Annotated in this window: 15 protein-coding genes; 8 read left to right on the forward strand and 7 right to left on the reverse strand. The window is 70.1% G+C overall.

All coding sequences use genetic code 11. The features are described from left to right. Positions 1-35: 35 nt before the first annotated feature. Positions 36-662: a TetR/AcrR family transcriptional regulator C-terminal domain-containing protein gene (locus SBI67_RS11535; RefSeq protein ID WP_318980698.1), complete on the reverse strand. Its 627-nt coding sequence runs from the start codon at positions 660-662 to the stop codon at positions 36-38. A 69-nt stretch (positions 663-731) separates the two neighbouring features. Between SBI67_RS11535 and bioB the strand changes: the two genes are divergently transcribed. From bioB to SBI67_RS11560, 5 genes are all read left to right on the forward strand, one after another. Continuing rightward, positions 732-1,727 (forward strand): biotin synthase BioB, encoded by a 996-nt coding sequence (bioB, locus tag SBI67_RS11540; protein WP_318980699.1) that lies wholly within the window; start codon positions 732-734, stop codon positions 1,725-1,727. Between the two features lie 12 nt (positions 1,728-1,739). Further along, the gene (bsaP, locus tag SBI67_RS11545) at positions 1,740-1,976 is read left to right on the forward strand and encodes a biotin synthase auxiliary protein BsaP (protein ID WP_318980700.1); all 237 of its coding nucleotides are present in this window, start codon (positions 1,740-1,742) and stop codon (positions 1,974-1,976) included. A 44-nt stretch (positions 1,977-2,020) separates the two neighbouring features. Next, on the forward strand, positions 2,021-2,623 hold the full coding sequence (locus tag SBI67_RS11550; protein WP_413232460.1) for a DUF2567 domain-containing protein: 603 nt from the start codon (positions 2,021-2,023) through the stop codon (positions 2,621-2,623). Positions 2,624-2,720: 97 nt separating this feature from the next. Further along, a complete protein-coding gene (locus SBI67_RS11555) occupies positions 2,721-3,659 on the forward strand; it encodes a methionyl-tRNA formyltransferase (RefSeq protein WP_318980702.1) in 939 nt (312 codons plus the stop codon). 4 nt (positions 3,660-3,663) lie between these two features. Then, a complete protein-coding gene (locus SBI67_RS11560; protein ID WP_318980703.1) occupies positions 3,664-4,575 on the forward strand; it encodes an ATP-grasp fold amidoligase family protein in 912 nt (303 codons plus the stop codon). A 19-nt stretch (positions 4,576-4,594) separates the two neighbouring features. Here the strand turns inward: SBI67_RS11560 and SBI67_RS11565 are convergent, their stop codons facing one another. The 3 genes from SBI67_RS11565 to SBI67_RS11575 form a co-directional block, all read right to left on the reverse strand. Beyond that, the gene (locus SBI67_RS11565; protein WP_318980704.1) at positions 4,595-6,352 is read right to left on the reverse strand and encodes a hypothetical protein; all 1,758 of its coding nucleotides are present in this window, start codon (positions 6,350-6,352) and stop codon (positions 4,595-4,597) included. Positions 6,353-6,493: 141 nt separating this feature from the next. Continuing rightward, positions 6,494-7,846 (reverse strand): lipase family protein, encoded by a 1,353-nt coding sequence (locus SBI67_RS11570; protein WP_318980705.1) that lies wholly within the window; start codon positions 7,844-7,846, stop codon positions 6,494-6,496. A 43-nt stretch (positions 7,847-7,889) separates the two neighbouring features. Beyond that, complete coding sequence (locus SBI67_RS11575) at positions 7,890-8,582, reverse strand: NUDIX hydrolase (RefSeq protein WP_318980706.1); 693 nt, start codon at positions 8,580-8,582, stop codon at positions 7,890-7,892. A gap of 70 nt (positions 8,583-8,652) precedes the next feature. On the opposite strand from SBI67_RS11575, the gene nadA reads away from it, so the two are divergent. Genes nadA through nadC form a run of 3 tightly spaced genes read left to right on the forward strand, consistent with a single transcriptional unit; the run spans position 8,653 to position 12,160 of the window. Then, the gene (gene nadA / locus SBI67_RS11580; RefSeq protein WP_318980707.1) at positions 8,653-9,714 is read left to right on the forward strand and encodes a quinolinate synthase NadA; all 1,062 of its coding nucleotides are present in this window, start codon (positions 8,653-8,655) and stop codon (positions 9,712-9,714) included. Beyond that, positions 9,711-11,306: an L-aspartate oxidase gene (locus SBI67_RS11585; protein ID WP_318980708.1), complete on the forward strand. Its 1,596-nt coding sequence runs from the start codon at positions 9,711-9,713 to the stop codon at positions 11,304-11,306. Before nadA ends, SBI67_RS11585 begins: the two co-directional genes overlap by 4 nt. After that, on the forward strand, positions 11,303-12,160 hold the full coding sequence (gene nadC, locus SBI67_RS11590) for a carboxylating nicotinate-nucleotide diphosphorylase (RefSeq protein WP_318980709.1): 858 nt from the start codon (positions 11,303-11,305) through the stop codon (positions 12,158-12,160). The genes SBI67_RS11585 and nadC overlap by 4 nt, the downstream gene beginning before the upstream one ends. Here the strand turns inward: nadC and SBI67_RS11595 are convergent. The 3 genes from SBI67_RS11595 to SBI67_RS11605 are packed head-to-tail and all read right to left on the reverse strand — an operon-like array spanning position 12,157 to position 13,866. Continuing rightward, on the reverse strand, positions 12,157-12,726 hold the full coding sequence (locus SBI67_RS11595; protein ID WP_318980710.1) for a TetR/AcrR family transcriptional regulator: 570 nt from the start codon (positions 12,724-12,726) through the stop codon (positions 12,157-12,159). The two genes, nadC and SBI67_RS11595, sit on opposite strands and share 4 nt — an antisense overlap. A 42-nt stretch (positions 12,727-12,768) precedes the next feature. Next, on the reverse strand, positions 12,769-13,410 hold the full coding sequence (locus SBI67_RS11600; protein WP_318980711.1) for a LysE family transporter: 642 nt from the start codon (positions 13,408-13,410) through the stop codon (positions 12,769-12,771). A 33-nt stretch (positions 13,411-13,443) separates the two neighbouring features. Then, positions 13,444-13,866, reverse strand: coding sequence for a nitroreductase family deazaflavin-dependent oxidoreductase (locus SBI67_RS11605; RefSeq protein ID WP_318980712.1), 423 nt, complete (start codon positions 13,864-13,866; stop codon positions 13,444-13,446). Between the last annotated feature and the right edge of the window lie 62 nt (positions 13,867-13,928).

Consider the following 13,928-nt stretch of genomic DNA (forward strand, 5'->3'; position numbering starts at 1 on the left):
AAAGTCAAGCCCGTCTGGCAGTGCCGGGGGAGCCGTCAGCCGTGGTGGCCTTGCGCGACATCGTCGCCGAGGGCATGCCGTAGTTCCGAACCGCCTTGTGCGGCAAGCCCGTCGACGACGACGGTGAGGCCGAAGGCGAACCGGCGGGACGGCTCGGCGGTCAGCACGGACTGGCCGTCGGGCAGGGTGGCGCCCGCGGCATCCCACTGCAGCCGGGATTGCTCGTCGACGGTGAATCCGAGCACGTAGTAGACGACGGTACGGGCCCCGAGTTCGGCATCGGCGCCGGTGACCCCGGCAGCCTCGGCGGCCGCGGCCAGCCGAGCAACGATCTCGGTCATCGCGGCCGATTGCCCGGCCGCGAAGCTGGCCGACACCAGCTCGGCGCCGTCGGTGTGCGACAGCAGTGCATCGCGCAGCCGGTGGCATTGGCTGGTGATCCGCTCGCGCCAGCCCGTCGCCACGGACCGGTCCAGCGCCGGTTCCAGGATCCGATCGGCGACCGCCCCCAGGAGCTCTTGCTTGTTGGCGAAATGCCAGTACAGCGCGCCCGGGCTGACGGTGAGTTCGCGCGCTAACCGGCGCATGGTGAGGTCGGCCATCCCGAAGTTGTCCAGGATGGCCGTCGCGGCATCGACGACGTCATGTTTGTGCAGCTGCACACCGTTACTCTAACCTGAACGGTGTTCAAGTCAGCTAGGGGTTGTCGGACTGTTTAGGGAGACGTACGGGTGAGCGACATTCTGGTTCAAGCACGCGAGCAGGTACTCGAACGCGGCGTCGGCCTCGACCAGGATCAGACCCTGCAGGTGCTGCAGCTGCCCGACGACCAACTCGACGAGCTGCTGGCCCTGGCCCACGAAGTCCGGATGAAGTGGTGCGGCCCGGAGGTCGAGGTCGAGGGCATCATCAGCCTCAAGACCGGCGGCTGCCCCGAGGACTGCCACTTCTGTTCGCAGTCCGGTCTGTTCGCCTCGCCGGTGCGCAGCGCCTGGCTGGACATCCCGAGCCTGGTCGAGGCGGCCAAGCAGACCGCGAAGACCGGCGCCACCGAATTCTGCATCGTGGCCGCGGTGCGTGGCCCCGACGAGCGGCTGCTGGCCCAGGTGGCCGCGGGTATCGAAGCCATCCGCAACGAGGTCGACATCCAGATCGCCTGCTCACTGGGCATGCTCAACCAGGAGCAGGTGGACCGTCTCAAAGAGATGGGCGTGCACCGCTACAACCACAACCTGGAGACCTCCCAGTCGTACTTCCCGAACGTCGTCACCACGCACTCCTGGGAGGAGCGCTGGAGCACGCTGGAGATGGTGCGTGAGGCCGGCATGGAGGTCTGCTGCGGCGGCATCCTCGGCATGGGCGAGACGCTGGAGCAGCGTGCCGAGTTCGCCGCCAACCTGGCCGAGCTGAACCCGCACGAGGTTCCGCTGAACTTCCTCAACCCGCGCCCGGGCACCCCGTTCGGCGACCTCGAGGTGCTGCCCGCCGCCGACGCCCTGCGGGCCGTCGCCGCTTTCCGGCTGGCCTTGCCGCGCACCATGCTGCGGTTCGCCGGCGGCCGCGAGATCACCCTCGGTGACCTCGGCGCCAAGCAGGGCATTCTCGGCGGGATCAACGCCGTCATCGTCGGCAACTACCTCACGACGCTGGGCCGGCCGGCCGAGTCCGACCTCGAACTGCTCGACGATCTGCAGATGCCGATCAAGGCCCTCAACGCCACCCTGTAGAAACGGGTGGTGATGACAGACGAAGTTCCGGTCTTGCCCGCGCCCGTCGGGGCCGGGGTCTACAACGTCTACACCGGGGGCCCGGCCGGCAGCACCGTCGCGACCGCTGCGCAGCTCGGTCTGGAGCCGCCCCGGTTCTGCGCCGACTGCGGGCGCCGGATGATCGTGCAGGTCCGTCCCGACGGCTGGTGGGCCAAATGCTCACGCCATGGCCAGGTCGATTCCAAGGATCTGGACACCAGGCGATGACCGTCGTTGACGCGGATATTGTTGCGCCCCCTAGTGTTTCGCGGATGTTGGCGGCGCTACGTGTCGTCCTCGGGGTGGCGTGCAGCGGCCTGCTGATCGGCGCGCTCTGGGCTTGGCTGGCACCGCCGATCCACGGCGTGATCGCACTGACCAAGAGCGGTAACCGGACCACGGCCTACCTGGGCAACGAGTCCGACAACTTCTTCCTCGGCGAGTACCTCCTGGTCGGCATGCTCTGCGGGCTGGCGGTGGTGGCCGCGGTGCTGGTGTGGCAGTGGCGCGCGCACCGCGGGCCCGTGCTGCTGGTCGCACTGACCCTGGGTGTCGCCGGCGCGGCGGGCGCCGCCGCGGGCATCGGTGCGGTGCTGGTGCGGTGGCGCTACGGCGTCATCGACATCGGCGCGGCACCGGTCACCCCGGAGCACCGCATCCACTATGTGACCGAGGCACCCGCGGTCTTCTTCGGCCACGGCGCATTACAGATCGCTGCGACCATCGTGCTACCCGCGGCTGTGGCGGCGCTGGTCTACACGTTCACCGCGCTGTCCACCCCGCGTGACGACCTCGGCGCCTGGCCGCCGGTGGACTATCCCGGGAGGCCGCAGATCCCGCAACCGGCGCAGTCTTCGCAACCTCCGCAAACGTAGCCCCCACAAAGCGCGCGGCCGCAGATACATTCGACAGGCTCATAGCTGATCTCCAGCAAATTGCAGCCACGAAAGATATCTGAGTGAGGGTTTGGTAATGCGCATCGTGTCGTTCGGTTTTCAGACGTGGGGAGTGCAGACGCTCCAGGCGTTGGTCGATCTCGGGCACGAGATCCCTTTGGCGGTCACCCATCCGGCGAGCGACGACGCCTACAAGGGCATCTTCTCCGATTCGGTCGAGGACCTCGCCACGGAACTCGGTATCCCCGTGCACCTCACCGAGCGGGTCGACAACCAGACCATCGATCTGGTCAAGCGGGCCGATCCCGACGTGATCGTGGTGAACAGCTGGTACACCTGGATGCCGCCGGAACTCTACGAGCTGCCGCCACACGGGACGCTGAACCTGCACGACTCGCTGTTGCCGAAGGGCACCGGGTTCTCGCCGGTGTTGTGGGCGTTGATCAGTGGCGAGTCGCAGATCGGGCTGACGATCCACCGGATGGATAAGGACCTCGACACCGGCGACATCCTGGTGCAGCACGCGCTGCCGATCGGCCCCACCGATACCGGAACCGAACTCGTCGAGCGTGGTATCGCCCTGATTCCCGGCGCGCTGAAGGAAGCGCTCACCGCGCTGGAATCCGGGACCGCGCAATGGCGGCCGCAGAACAAAGCCGAACGGACGTACTTCCACAAGCGTTCCGAGCGCGACAGCCTGATCGACTGGACCTGGCCCGCCGATGCACTCGAGCGGTTGGTGCGGGCTCTGTCGGAGCCCTACCCCCGCCCGTTCGCCTTCTACCGCGGTGAGCGGATCGAGATCCTGGAAGCCAAGGTGTCCGAGATCCGATACGGCGGCACCCCGGGCCGGGTGGTGGTGCAGGAGGACGGCGGCGCCGTGGTGTGCGGCCCCGAGGCCTACCTGGGCGGCAATTGCGGATTGGTCATCACCAAGGTTCGTTCCGCCGACGGTGCCGAGCACAGCGGAGACAAGTTCTTCCGGCGCGGCGGTTATCTCACCAGCCAGGCGTGAGCTCATGCCGTTACTGACCTACAAGGAGACGCCGACGTGGCTGCGGTCCCCGCGCCGCCGGATGATCGAGGCGTTACCGCTACCGCTGCTGCGTCATGCGCTCTACCTCATGCTGATCCGCAGGCCGGGCAACTTCACCGACCCGAAGACCTTCAACGAGAAGGTGAATTGGCGGCTGTTCAACGACCGGCGTGATCGGATCGTCAAGGCCTGCGACAAGATGTGGATGAAGGAGATGGCGCGCGAGGCCTACCCCGGCACCGATCTGCGCATCCCGGCCACCTACTGGTCGGGCACCGATCTGCGTGATGCCCCCGAGCTCGGCGAGTTGCCACCGTGGGTGCTCAAGCCCAACCACAGCAGCGGGCGGGCATTGTTCGGCCCGGGCCCGCACACCGATCTGGCCGCCGTGCTGGCGCAGACCGCGCGCTGGTTCGATGACACGCCGCTGGAACTCGGCGAGTGGGGCTACAGCCAGGCTCGCCCGCGGCTGCTGTTGGAGGAGAAGATCCCCACCCCGGACGGTCAGGCGCCCGTCGACTACAAGTTCTTCGTCTTCGAGGGCCGCGTCGAGCTGATCCAGGTGAACCGCGGCCGGTTCGCCGGTTTGCAGACGGCCACCTTCCTGGACGCCGACTGGCGCCGACTGCCGGTGCGGTGGCGGATCCAGCCCGTCGCCGACGAGCCGCGGCCCGCCGAGCTGGACACGATGCTGCACATCGCCAGAACCCTCGGCGCGGATTGGGATTTCGTCCGCGTCGACCTGTACGCCGTCGACGGTGACGTGTGGTTCGGCGAGTACACCCCGTACCCCGGCAGCGGCCTGCTGCGCTACCAGCCGATGAGCTTCGACCGCGAGCAAGGGGCGGTCTGGAACCTGCCGACACTGGCGCAGGTGCAGCCCGGCCAACCGTGACCGGGCTGCCGCGCGAACGCTAGACCGACGACCCGCCGGGGCTGCCACCCTGGCTGCCGCTGCCGCCGCCTGGGCTACCGCCCTGGCCGCCGCTGCCGCCGGCAGACCCGCCGTTGCCGCCGCGGCCACCGGTCCCGCCGAGGTTGCCCTTGCCGCCGGGCCCGCCGGATCCACCGGCCCCGGTGGCCGAGCCGGTGTCGGAGATGCCGTTACCGCCGTTGCCGCCGCGTCCACCGGGGGTGAGGACACCGCGGCCGTTGCCGCCCGCGCCGCCCTGTCCACCTGCCGACGTGCCGCCGGCCGACGTGTGGGTACCGCTGCCGCCGTTACCGCCGCGGCCACCACCGCCGACGATGCCGCTGGTCCCGCCGCCACCACCGGTGCCGCCGGTGCCGGCGCCGGTGCTCGATGTGCCCGAACCGCCGGTGCCGCCGCGCCCGCCGTTACCGGCGATGGCGTTGTCGCCACCGGCGCCGCCGGTGCCGCCGGTCCCTTGACCCGCACCGGCGGATCCGTTGCCGCCCGCGCCGCCGGCGCCGGCCACGCCGATCTCGACCACGCCGCCGCGCCCACCGGCACCGCCGGTGGCCGTGTCGTCCGCCGAGTCCGATTGCGGTGTGTAGGCGTCGCCCCCGCGGCCACCGGTGCCCGGTGCGTACAGCGACTGCGCCCCATCGCCTCCGCGCCCACCGGTGGCGGTGCTGGCACCGGCGCCGCTGACGCCCTGCGCGTCACCGCCGCTGCCGCCGCTGCCACCGGCACCGAGAGTGCCTGCGGTACCGCCATTTCCGCCGTTTCCACCGACCGCATTGAGACCGGTGGCGTCTGCACCGTCGCCGCCGCGGCCACCGTTACCCGCGATCAGGCCGCCGGCTCCGCCGTCGCCGCCGTTGCCGGCGTTCTCCAGGCCGACCGTGTTGTCGCCGTCGCCGCCGCGGCCACCGTCGCCCAGCAAGCCACCGCGCCCGCCGTTTCCGCCATTCGGATTCAGTCCGGCGCCGTCGCCGCCACGGCCACCGTTGCCGATCAACAGCCCGGCCGCCCCGCCGTCGCCGCCACCGGCGCCACCGGCACCACCGTTGCCGATCAGCCCGCTCGTGCCGCCGTTGCCGTACAGCCCACCGCTGCCACCGTTGCCCAGCAGCAGACCGCCGCGCCCGCCGTTGACGCCCTCGGCGGTCACGTTGTAGCCGTTGCCGATCAGCAAACCGGCGTCCGGGTTGGCCGCGGTGCCGTTGCGGACGAAAACGGCGACGATCGGGATGTTGCCGCCGATCTCGCCGAGCACCCCGGCGATCGCGCCGGGCAGGTCGGCGAGGCTGACCGTGGTAGCCAGGGTCGCCGCGCCAGCGGGAGCCACCCCGGTGGCGGCGCCGAGCGCGGCGTGCCGGGTGGTCAGCGGGTTACCGGCGTCCGGCGCCGAGCGGGCGGTTTGCCCATCGGGCGAGCCGCCATCGGCCGCGGGGGTTGCCGATCCGGAGCCCGGCACCGCCAACGGGAACAGCACCAGCGTGGTGTCGTTCCCGACCGGCAGGCTGATCGGGGGGATGGCGCCCGGCTCGGCGGCAAAGGTCTGGGTGGCGGCGGCCAGCAATGTGGTCGGGGTGGCCAGCCGGGCGAGGGGAGACGACGACGGCGACAGCGACTGGGCGGCGCGTGGGGCCGGTGCCGGCTCGGCCTGCTGGACCGCGATCGCCGCGGTGCCCGCCAGGGCCATCGCCCCGGCCACGGCGGTCGCGGCCGCTTTCGCGGTGATTCCCGTCAGTCTGCCTGTCATCGGTTGACTCCCTGTTTGCTCGACCACCGTCGTCCGGCGGATGCCTTCGACATAGTGCCGGTCGCACAGCAATTTCGCAGGCATTTCGCAGACGGTTGCTGAGAGGAGTTCACAGCTACGCCCGGCGACGGGCGCCGGGCGTCAGCGGTCGAAAACCGACAGCGGAAGGTGCCGAATACGTTGTCCGGTAAGAACTTTGGCGGTGATGACCGCGAGTCTGGCCATACCCCGGTAGGTCGACGGGTTGAGCAGGGTGGGCCACTTGGTGCGCCGGATATTGGCATCGAGAGGCCGGCAGGCGAATCGGTCGGAAAGCCAGCGCAGCGCCATCGGGGCGGACATCGGGTGCAGTAGCAGGTGTTCGCTGAGCATGTCTCGGTGATAGGTCACGCTGGCCCCGCCCGAGGCGTAGGTGTCGGCCAGTTCGTCGATACCGCCGACCGAGATGATCTCGTCGTGCACGGCTTGGATGATCAGCACCGGCGGGGTGGGCACGGCGGCGCCGAGCTTGATCTCGTCGAAGACGTGCCGGACCTCCGGGGTGGCCAGGACATGTTCCAGCGGCTGGTCCAGCAGGTCGCCCATATCGGTGCGCATCAGCCGCAGCACCGCCTCCACGGTGGTCATATGGTGCAGCCGTTCGAGCAGTTCGTGCCCTTCGGCATTGGCGTGCTCGTCGATGATGCGGCGCAACTCGGGATAGACGTCGGCCAGCGCCGCGACCACCAGCGCCGGCAATGCCGAGGCGAAGGTGCCGTTGAGCCGGCGGAAGGTGTGGCCCAGATCGCCGACGGGCGAACCGAGGACGGCCCCGACGATATTCAGCTCGGATGCGTAGCTGCCGCTCATCTCGGCCGCCCAGGCCGTTGCCAAACCGCCACCCGAGTACCCCCACAGACCGATCGGCGCGTCGGGGGACAGGTCGAGGCGTTCGGAGCCCAGCGCGGCCCGCAGGCCGTCGAGGATGCGGTAGCCCGGCTCGTACGGGGTGCCCCAACTGCCGGTACGGCCCTCGTGGTCGGGCACCGACACCGCCCACCCCTCGGCGATCGCGGCGGCGATGAGCAGCAGCTCGAACTGCGGTACGGCGCCTGGGGCCACGGCGCGGCGGCGCAGGGCATAGGACGGGAAGCACCGGGAGGTGATGGCGTCGATGGCGCACTGATAGGAGATCAGCGGCGCCGCGCCGGTCAGTTCCCGGTCGGCAGGCAGCAGCACGGTGGTGGCGGCGGCCTCCGGCCTGCCCTTCATATCGGTGGTCCGGTACAGCAGTTGCACAGCGCGCACCCGTTGTGGGATCAGACCGAGGAAGGCGACCTCCACGTCGCGGCTGCGCAATACGGTGCCGGGCTCGGCGTGCTGGAATCCGGTCGGTGCGTCGTAGAACGGGTCGTCGTGGGGCAGCTGGGGACGGGCGCCCCGGTCGAGTGCCTCGTGCGGCGCGCAACCGATCCACTCGGCGCCGGTCGCGGTAGCCGCACTGCCCAAGTCCATCCCGGCATTCTTACTTAAGAATGGTCTAAGAATCCAGTCCGACTCACCCGGGCGGGCGCAAAGCGGCAAATTCGTCGGTGACTCGGTAGCGGGACTCGGTGAACCGGTACAGCGCCGCGGGACGTCCGCCGCTGCGGCCGGACCGGGCCGTGGTACCGGTCCTGGTGATGACGTTCCGGCGTTCCAGGACGCGCTGCAGGTTGGTGGCGTCGACCGGGTGCCCGAGCGCGGCGCTGTAGATGTCTCGCAGCGTGGACAAGGCGAATTCCTTCGGGGCCAAGGCAAATCCGATGTTGGTGTAGGACAGTTTGGCGATCAGCCTGGCGTGCGCGTTGGTGACCATCGGCCCGTGGTCGAAGGCCATCGGGGGCAACGCCGAGACGGGATGCCAGCGGGTGTCCGGCGGCAGTTCCGGGGTGGCCGGAGAGGGGACCAGTCCCAGGAAGGTCGACGCGATGGTGCGCGGTCCCGGCACCCGGCCCGGGTCGGAGAACACGGCGAGCTGCTCCAGGTGGGCCAATTCGCGCAGGTCGACCTTCTCGGCCAGTTGACGACGAACCGAACTGGTCATGTCCTCGTCGTGTCGGAGCCGGCCGCCGGGTAGCGACCAGGCGCCGCGCTGCGGTTCCATCGCCCGCTCCCACAGCAACACGCTGAGCTGGGGTTTCTTTGTCGACAGCTGGCGCACCTGGAACACGACGGCCAGCACTTCGTGCCCGGTGCTAGTATGTGACATGTTTTCGATTGTAAGTCGAAAACCTGGCTTCACCAACCTGGCTTCACAGGCTTCACCGAAGGAGACGGCCATGACGGTCCTGGATCGCACTGGGGCACGGACGGGGGGGCACGCCAGCGTGCTGGCGTCGCGCATCGTCGACGGTCCCGGCGGCTACGGGGGCGTCGCCGCCGACGCGCAGTGGGCCGCGGAGATCCGCAGGCTCGCCGATCTGCGCAATGCGACGGTACTGGCGCACAACTATCAGCTGCCCGAGATCCAGGACGTGGCCGACCATGTCGGAGACTCGCTGGCACTGTCCCGTATCGCCGCCGCCGCGCCCGAGGACACCATCGTGTTCTGCGGTGTGCATTTCATGGCCGAGACCGCCAAGATCCTCTCACCGGAGAAGACGGTGCTCATCCCGGACCAGCGCGCCGGGTGCTCGCTGGCGGACTCGATCACCGCCGACGAACTGCGGGCCTGGAAGGCCGAGTTCCCCGACGCCGTCGTCGTCTCCTACGTCAACACCACCGCTGCGGTGAAGGCGCTCACCGACATCTGCTGTACCTCGTCCAACGCGGTCGAGGTGGTCGCCTCGATTCCCGAGGACCGCACCGTGCTGTTCTGCCCGGACCAGTTCCTCGGCGCCCACGTGCGCCGGGTCACCGGCCGCAAGAACCTGCACATCTGGGCCGGTGAATGCCACGTGCACGCCGGGATCAACGGGGACGAGCTGGCCGCCCAGGCCCGCAGCCACCCGGACGCCGAGCTGTTCGTGCACCCCGAATGCGGCTGCGCCACCTCGGCGCTGTACCTGGCCGGTGAGGGTGCGGTGCCCGAGGATCGGGTCAAGATCCTGTCCACCGGCGGCATGCTGGACGCCGCCCGGGCGACGGACGCCCGGCAGGTGCTGGTTGCCACCGAGATCGGCATGCTGCACCAATTGCGCCGCGCGGCACCGGACATCGACTTCCTGGCAGTCAACGACCGGGCCTCGTGCACGTACATGAAGATGATCACCCCTGCCGCGCTGCTGCGTTGCCTGGTCGAAGGCGCCGACGAGGTGCACGTCGATCTCGAGACGGCGAAGCTGGCGCAGCGCAGCGTGCAGCGCATGATCGAGATCGGGCAGCCCGGCGGCGGGGAATGACCGCGTGCGGCGGCGCCACCCACTGGCAACAACGCGCTGACGTCGTCGTCATCGGCACCGGGGCGGCCGGGCTGGTCGCCGCGCTGGCCGCCGTGCGAGCCGGCCGAAAAGTGGTGGTGCTGAGCAAGGTTGCCGAAACGGCGACGTTCTATGCCCAGGGCGGCATCGCCGTGGTGCTGCCCGAGGCCTTCCGCGAGGACCAGGACTCGGTGCAGGCACACGTCGCCGACACGCTGGCCGCCGGTGGGGGGCTGTGCGACGCCGATGCGGTGCGCTCCATCGTCGCCGACGGCTACCGGGCCGTCGCCGACCTGGTGGCCGACGGCGCCCGGTTCGACGAGTCCAGCCCCGGCCACTGGTCGCTGACCCGCGAGGGTGGGCACACCCGCCGGCGGATCATCCACGCCGGCGGCGACGCGACCGGCGCCGAGGTGCAGCGTGCGCTCGACCATGCCGCCGCCCATCTGGACATCCGGCGTAATCACGTGGCACTGCAGATCTGCCGGGACGCCGACCAGGTGACCGGTGTGCTGGTGCACAGCCCGGACGGACCCGGTCTGGTGCATGCGCCGGCGGTCATCCTGGCCACCGGTGGCCTCGGGCATCTCTACTCCGCGACCACCAACCCGGACGGGTCGACCGGTGACGGGGTGGCGCTGGCGCTGCAGGCTGGCTGCACCGTCACCGACCTCGAGTTCGTCCAGTTCCACCCGACGATGCTGTACACCGGTGCGGCCGGCGGCCGCCGACCGTTGATCACCGAGGCGATCCGCGGCGAGGGGGCGGTGCTGCGGGACGGCAGGGGTCGTCCCGTGACCGCGGGCGTGCATCCGATGGGTGACCTGGCGCCGCGCGACGTGGTGGCCGCCGCCATCGACGCGCGGCTGCGCGAGACCGGCGACCCGTGCGTCTACCTCGATGCCACCGCGATACCCGATGTGGCCCACCGGTTTCCGACCGTCACCGCGGCATGCCTGGCAGCCGGGATCGACCCGGCCCGCCAGCCCATCCCGGTGGTCCCCGGCGCGCATTACAGCTGCGGGGGCGTCACCACCGATGTGCACGGCCGTACCGAACTTCCGGGATTGTTCGCCGCCGGCGAGGTCGCCCGCACCGGGATGCACGGTGCCAACCGGCTGGCGTCCAACAGCCTGCTGGAAGGCCTCGTCGTCGGTGGCCGGGCCGGCCGGGCGGCCGCCGCCCACGCCCTGGCCGCTGGTCCCGTCCTGGCCAGGGTGCCGGAGGTCGCCGGGCAGCCCGCACTGGACCGCGGTGCGCTGCAACGGGCGATGAGCCGGGATGCCGCCGTGGTCCGCGACGCCGACGGTCTGGCCCGGCTGACCGCCGAGCTGAACAGCGCGGGGACGCGGGTCGTCACCAACCGCACCGATTTCGAGGATGTCGCTTTGACCATGACCGCCCGGGCGGTGGCGGTGGCCGCCGCCGAACGCACCGAGTCCCGCGGCTGTCACCACCGCGCCGATCACCCGAACACCGATGCGGCGCAAGCCAAGAGCGTCACCGTGCGGCTCGACGCGGCCGGGGCACCGGCCGTCCTGGCGCCCGCCGCCGTGTCGGGAGGTGCCCGGTGAAGCCGTCGGCCGACGAACTCGACGAGGCCCGCGCCGTCATCGCCCGCGGCCTCGACGAGGACCTGCGCTACGGCCCTGATGTCACGACCGAGGCCACCGTGCCCGCCGATGCGGTGACGACGGCGTCGATGGCCACCCGGGAACCCGGGGTGGCCGCCGGTGTCGATATCGCCCTGCTGGTGCTCGACGAGGTGCTCGGTCCCGACGGTTACACCGTCGTCGACCGGGTCGAGGACGGCGCGCGACTGGCAGCCGGGCAGGCCCTGCTGACCGTGCATGCCCCCGCACGAGGTCTGCTCACCGCCGAGCGCACCATGCTGAACCTGGTGTGCCACTTGTCCGGGATCGCCACCGCCACCGCGCACTGGGTGGACGCCGTCGAGGGCACCCGCGCCAAGATCAGGGATACCCGCAAGACGCTGCCCGGGTTGCGCGCGCTGCAGAAGTACGCCGTGCGCGTCGGCGGCGGCGTGAACCACCGGATGGGCCTGGGTGATGCGGCCCTGATCAAGGACAACCATGTCGCGGCGGCCGGTTCGGTGGTGGCCGCGCTGAATGCGGTGCGCGCCGCCGCGCCGGATCTGCCGTGTGAGGTCGAGGTCGACTCGCTGGAGCAGCTCGACGATGTGCTGGGCGCCGGTGTGGAGTTGGTACTGCTGGACAACTTCCCGGTGTGGCAGACCCAGATCGCCGTGCAGCGCCGCGACAGCCGTTCGCCGGCAACGCAATTGGAATCCTCGGGTGGGCTTTCGCTGGAGACGGCGGCCGGTTACGCGGCTACCGGCGTGGACTACCTCGCCGTCGGCGCGCTCACCCATTCGGTACGGGTGCTCGACATCGGGCTGGACACCTAACCGCGTTCGAGCAGGGTGCGCGCCGCGGCCTTGGCCGCCCGCAACGTGCTGGGTTCGCCGGCCACCCGGGACAGCAGCAGGGCGCCCTCGATCAACGCGACGACGGCGCGCGCCGTCTCGTCCGCGGGCGCCGGTTCCCAGCCGTCGGCGCGCAACCGGTCGGTGACCGCGCCGATCCAGTCGCCGAACACCCGCGCGGACGCGGCCCGTACCACCGGGCTGGCGGTCACCGACTCGGTGGCGATCGGTTCGATGGGGCAGCCGTCGCGTTCGTCGGCACTCAGGTTGGCGGCCATCAGGTCCACCCAGCGGTCCACGATGTCGGCGGCGGGTTCGTCGGCCTCGAGCAGCTGTCGCAGCAGTGCGCCGATCCCGCCACCCACCGTGTCGACCACGGCGGCCGCCAGTTCGGCCTTGCCGTCGGGGAAGTGGTGGTACAGCGAGCCGGCCTTCACGTGGGCGATGTCGAGGATCTGGTTGACACCGGTGGCCGCGTACCCCTGCCGCCGGAACAGTTGCGCCGCGGTGTCGAGCAGGGCGGCACGGCTGCGGTCGGGTCGGGGCACGGCTGCGATGCTACCGGCGATACCGGAACGACCGCTCAAGTATCAGGCCGGCACGCCCCGGCGCACGAACGACAGCACGACGGCCGCGGTGGCGAACAGGCCGGAGAACACGCGGTTCAGGATCGTCTGTTGGCGCGGGGTGTGCAGCCAGTCCACCAATCGCACGGCCAGGCCGGTGTAGAGCCCCATCACCACACAGTCCACGACGATCATCGTGGCGCCGATCGCCAGGTATTGCGGCAGCAGCGGTGCGGTCGGCACCACGAACTGCGGCAGCACCGCCAGGAAGAACACCAGGCCCTTCGGGTTGGTCGCATTCACCAGGAAGCCGCGGGTCACCAGGGCGATCCGGCCGCCGCCGTGGTGGCCGACCTTGCCGACGGTCTCGCGCAGATCGGTGGTGGCCGTGCGCCATTGCTTGACGGCCAGGTAGGCCAGGTAACCGACGCCGATCCACTTGATCACGGTGAACGCGATGACCGACCGGGTGACCACCGCACCGAGCCCGGCGGCGACCAGGGCCAGCTGCAGCATCAGCCCGATCTCCAGACCGAAGATGCTCCAGTACCCGCGGCGCAGGCCGTGCGTCATCCCGGTCGCCATCGACTGCACAGCGCCCGCGCCGGGGGACACGCTGATCGCGATCACGGCACCCAGGAATGCCAGCCACACTTGCCATGTCATGCGACAAGTGTGGCAGCCCCGGTCAACCCGATTTCAGTCGATATCGGCGACGAAGACGCCCGACCGGCGGGCCACCAGCCGGGCCATCCGCGGCAGCGACGGGTCGTCGGTGCCGGCGGGCAGCACCCGGGGGTTGGTGATGTGGATGTCACCGCTGAACAGGTGTACGTCGGCCTCACCGGCGGCCAGCACGTTCTTCACCCAGTTGGTCTTGCCGTGCATCAGCCCGATCGCCAAGGTGTTGCCCTTGCGGAAGCTGGTGACGGTCGTCTCGTACGGCGTGCCCGACTTGCGTCCGCGGTGCTTGACGACGGTGAACCCCGGCAGCCGCTTGGCCAGCGGCGCGATCACCGGGTTGACGTACTTGATCTGGAAGTTCTCCAGCCAGGGCGGGAAGATCATCGGCACCCCGGGCGCATTGTTCGGATGCTCGTGCCGTGATTGTGCAGCGGACATGGCGTCTCCCATGGCTCGTGAATACGATTTGGCCTGCTCTGGGACAATAGTCGGGTGAGCGC

Origin of the sequence: Mycolicibacterium chengduense (genome assembly GCF_033741155.1) — a bacterium.
Classification (GTDB): Bacteria; Actinomycetota; Actinomycetes; order Mycobacteriales; family Mycobacteriaceae; genus Mycobacterium.

Coding starts and splice junctions, on each gene's coding strand:
- SBI67_RS11570 (WP_318980705.1), bottom strand. CDS start 7,846: ATGGACTTGGGCAGTGCGGCTACCGCGACCGGCGCCGAGTGGATCGGT.
- SBI67_RS11550 (WP_413232460.1), top strand. CDS start 2,021: ATGTTGGCGGCGCTACGTGTCGTCCTCGGGGTGGCGTGCAGCGGCCTG.
- SBI67_RS11600 (WP_318980711.1), bottom strand. CDS start 13,410: ATGACATGGCAAGTGTGGCTGGCATTCCTGGGTGCCGTGATCGCGATC.
- SBI67_RS11555 (WP_318980702.1), top strand. CDS start 2,721: ATGCGCATCGTGTCGTTCGGTTTTCAGACGTGGGGAGTGCAGACGCTC.
- bsaP (WP_318980700.1), top strand. CDS start 1,740: ATGACAGACGAAGTTCCGGTCTTGCCCGCGCCCGTCGGGGCCGGGGTC.
- SBI67_RS11605 (WP_318980712.1), bottom strand. CDS start 13,866: ATGTCCGCTGCACAATCACGGCACGAGCATCCGAACAATGCGCCCGGG.
- nadA (WP_318980707.1), top strand. CDS start 8,653: ATGACGGTCCTGGATCGCACTGGGGCACGGACGGGGGGGCACGCCAGC.
- SBI67_RS11575 (WP_318980706.1), bottom strand. CDS start 8,582: ATGTCACATACTAGCACCGGGCACGAAGTGCTGGCCGTCGTGTTCCAG.
- SBI67_RS11560 (WP_318980703.1), top strand. CDS start 3,664: ATGCCGTTACTGACCTACAAGGAGACGCCGACGTGGCTGCGGTCCCCG.
- SBI67_RS11585 (WP_318980708.1), top strand. CDS start 9,711: ATGACCGCGTGCGGCGGCGCCACCCACTGGCAACAACGCGCTGACGTC.
- SBI67_RS11565 (WP_318980704.1), bottom strand. CDS start 6,352: ATGACAGGCAGACTGACGGGAATCACCGCGAAAGCGGCCGCGACCGCC.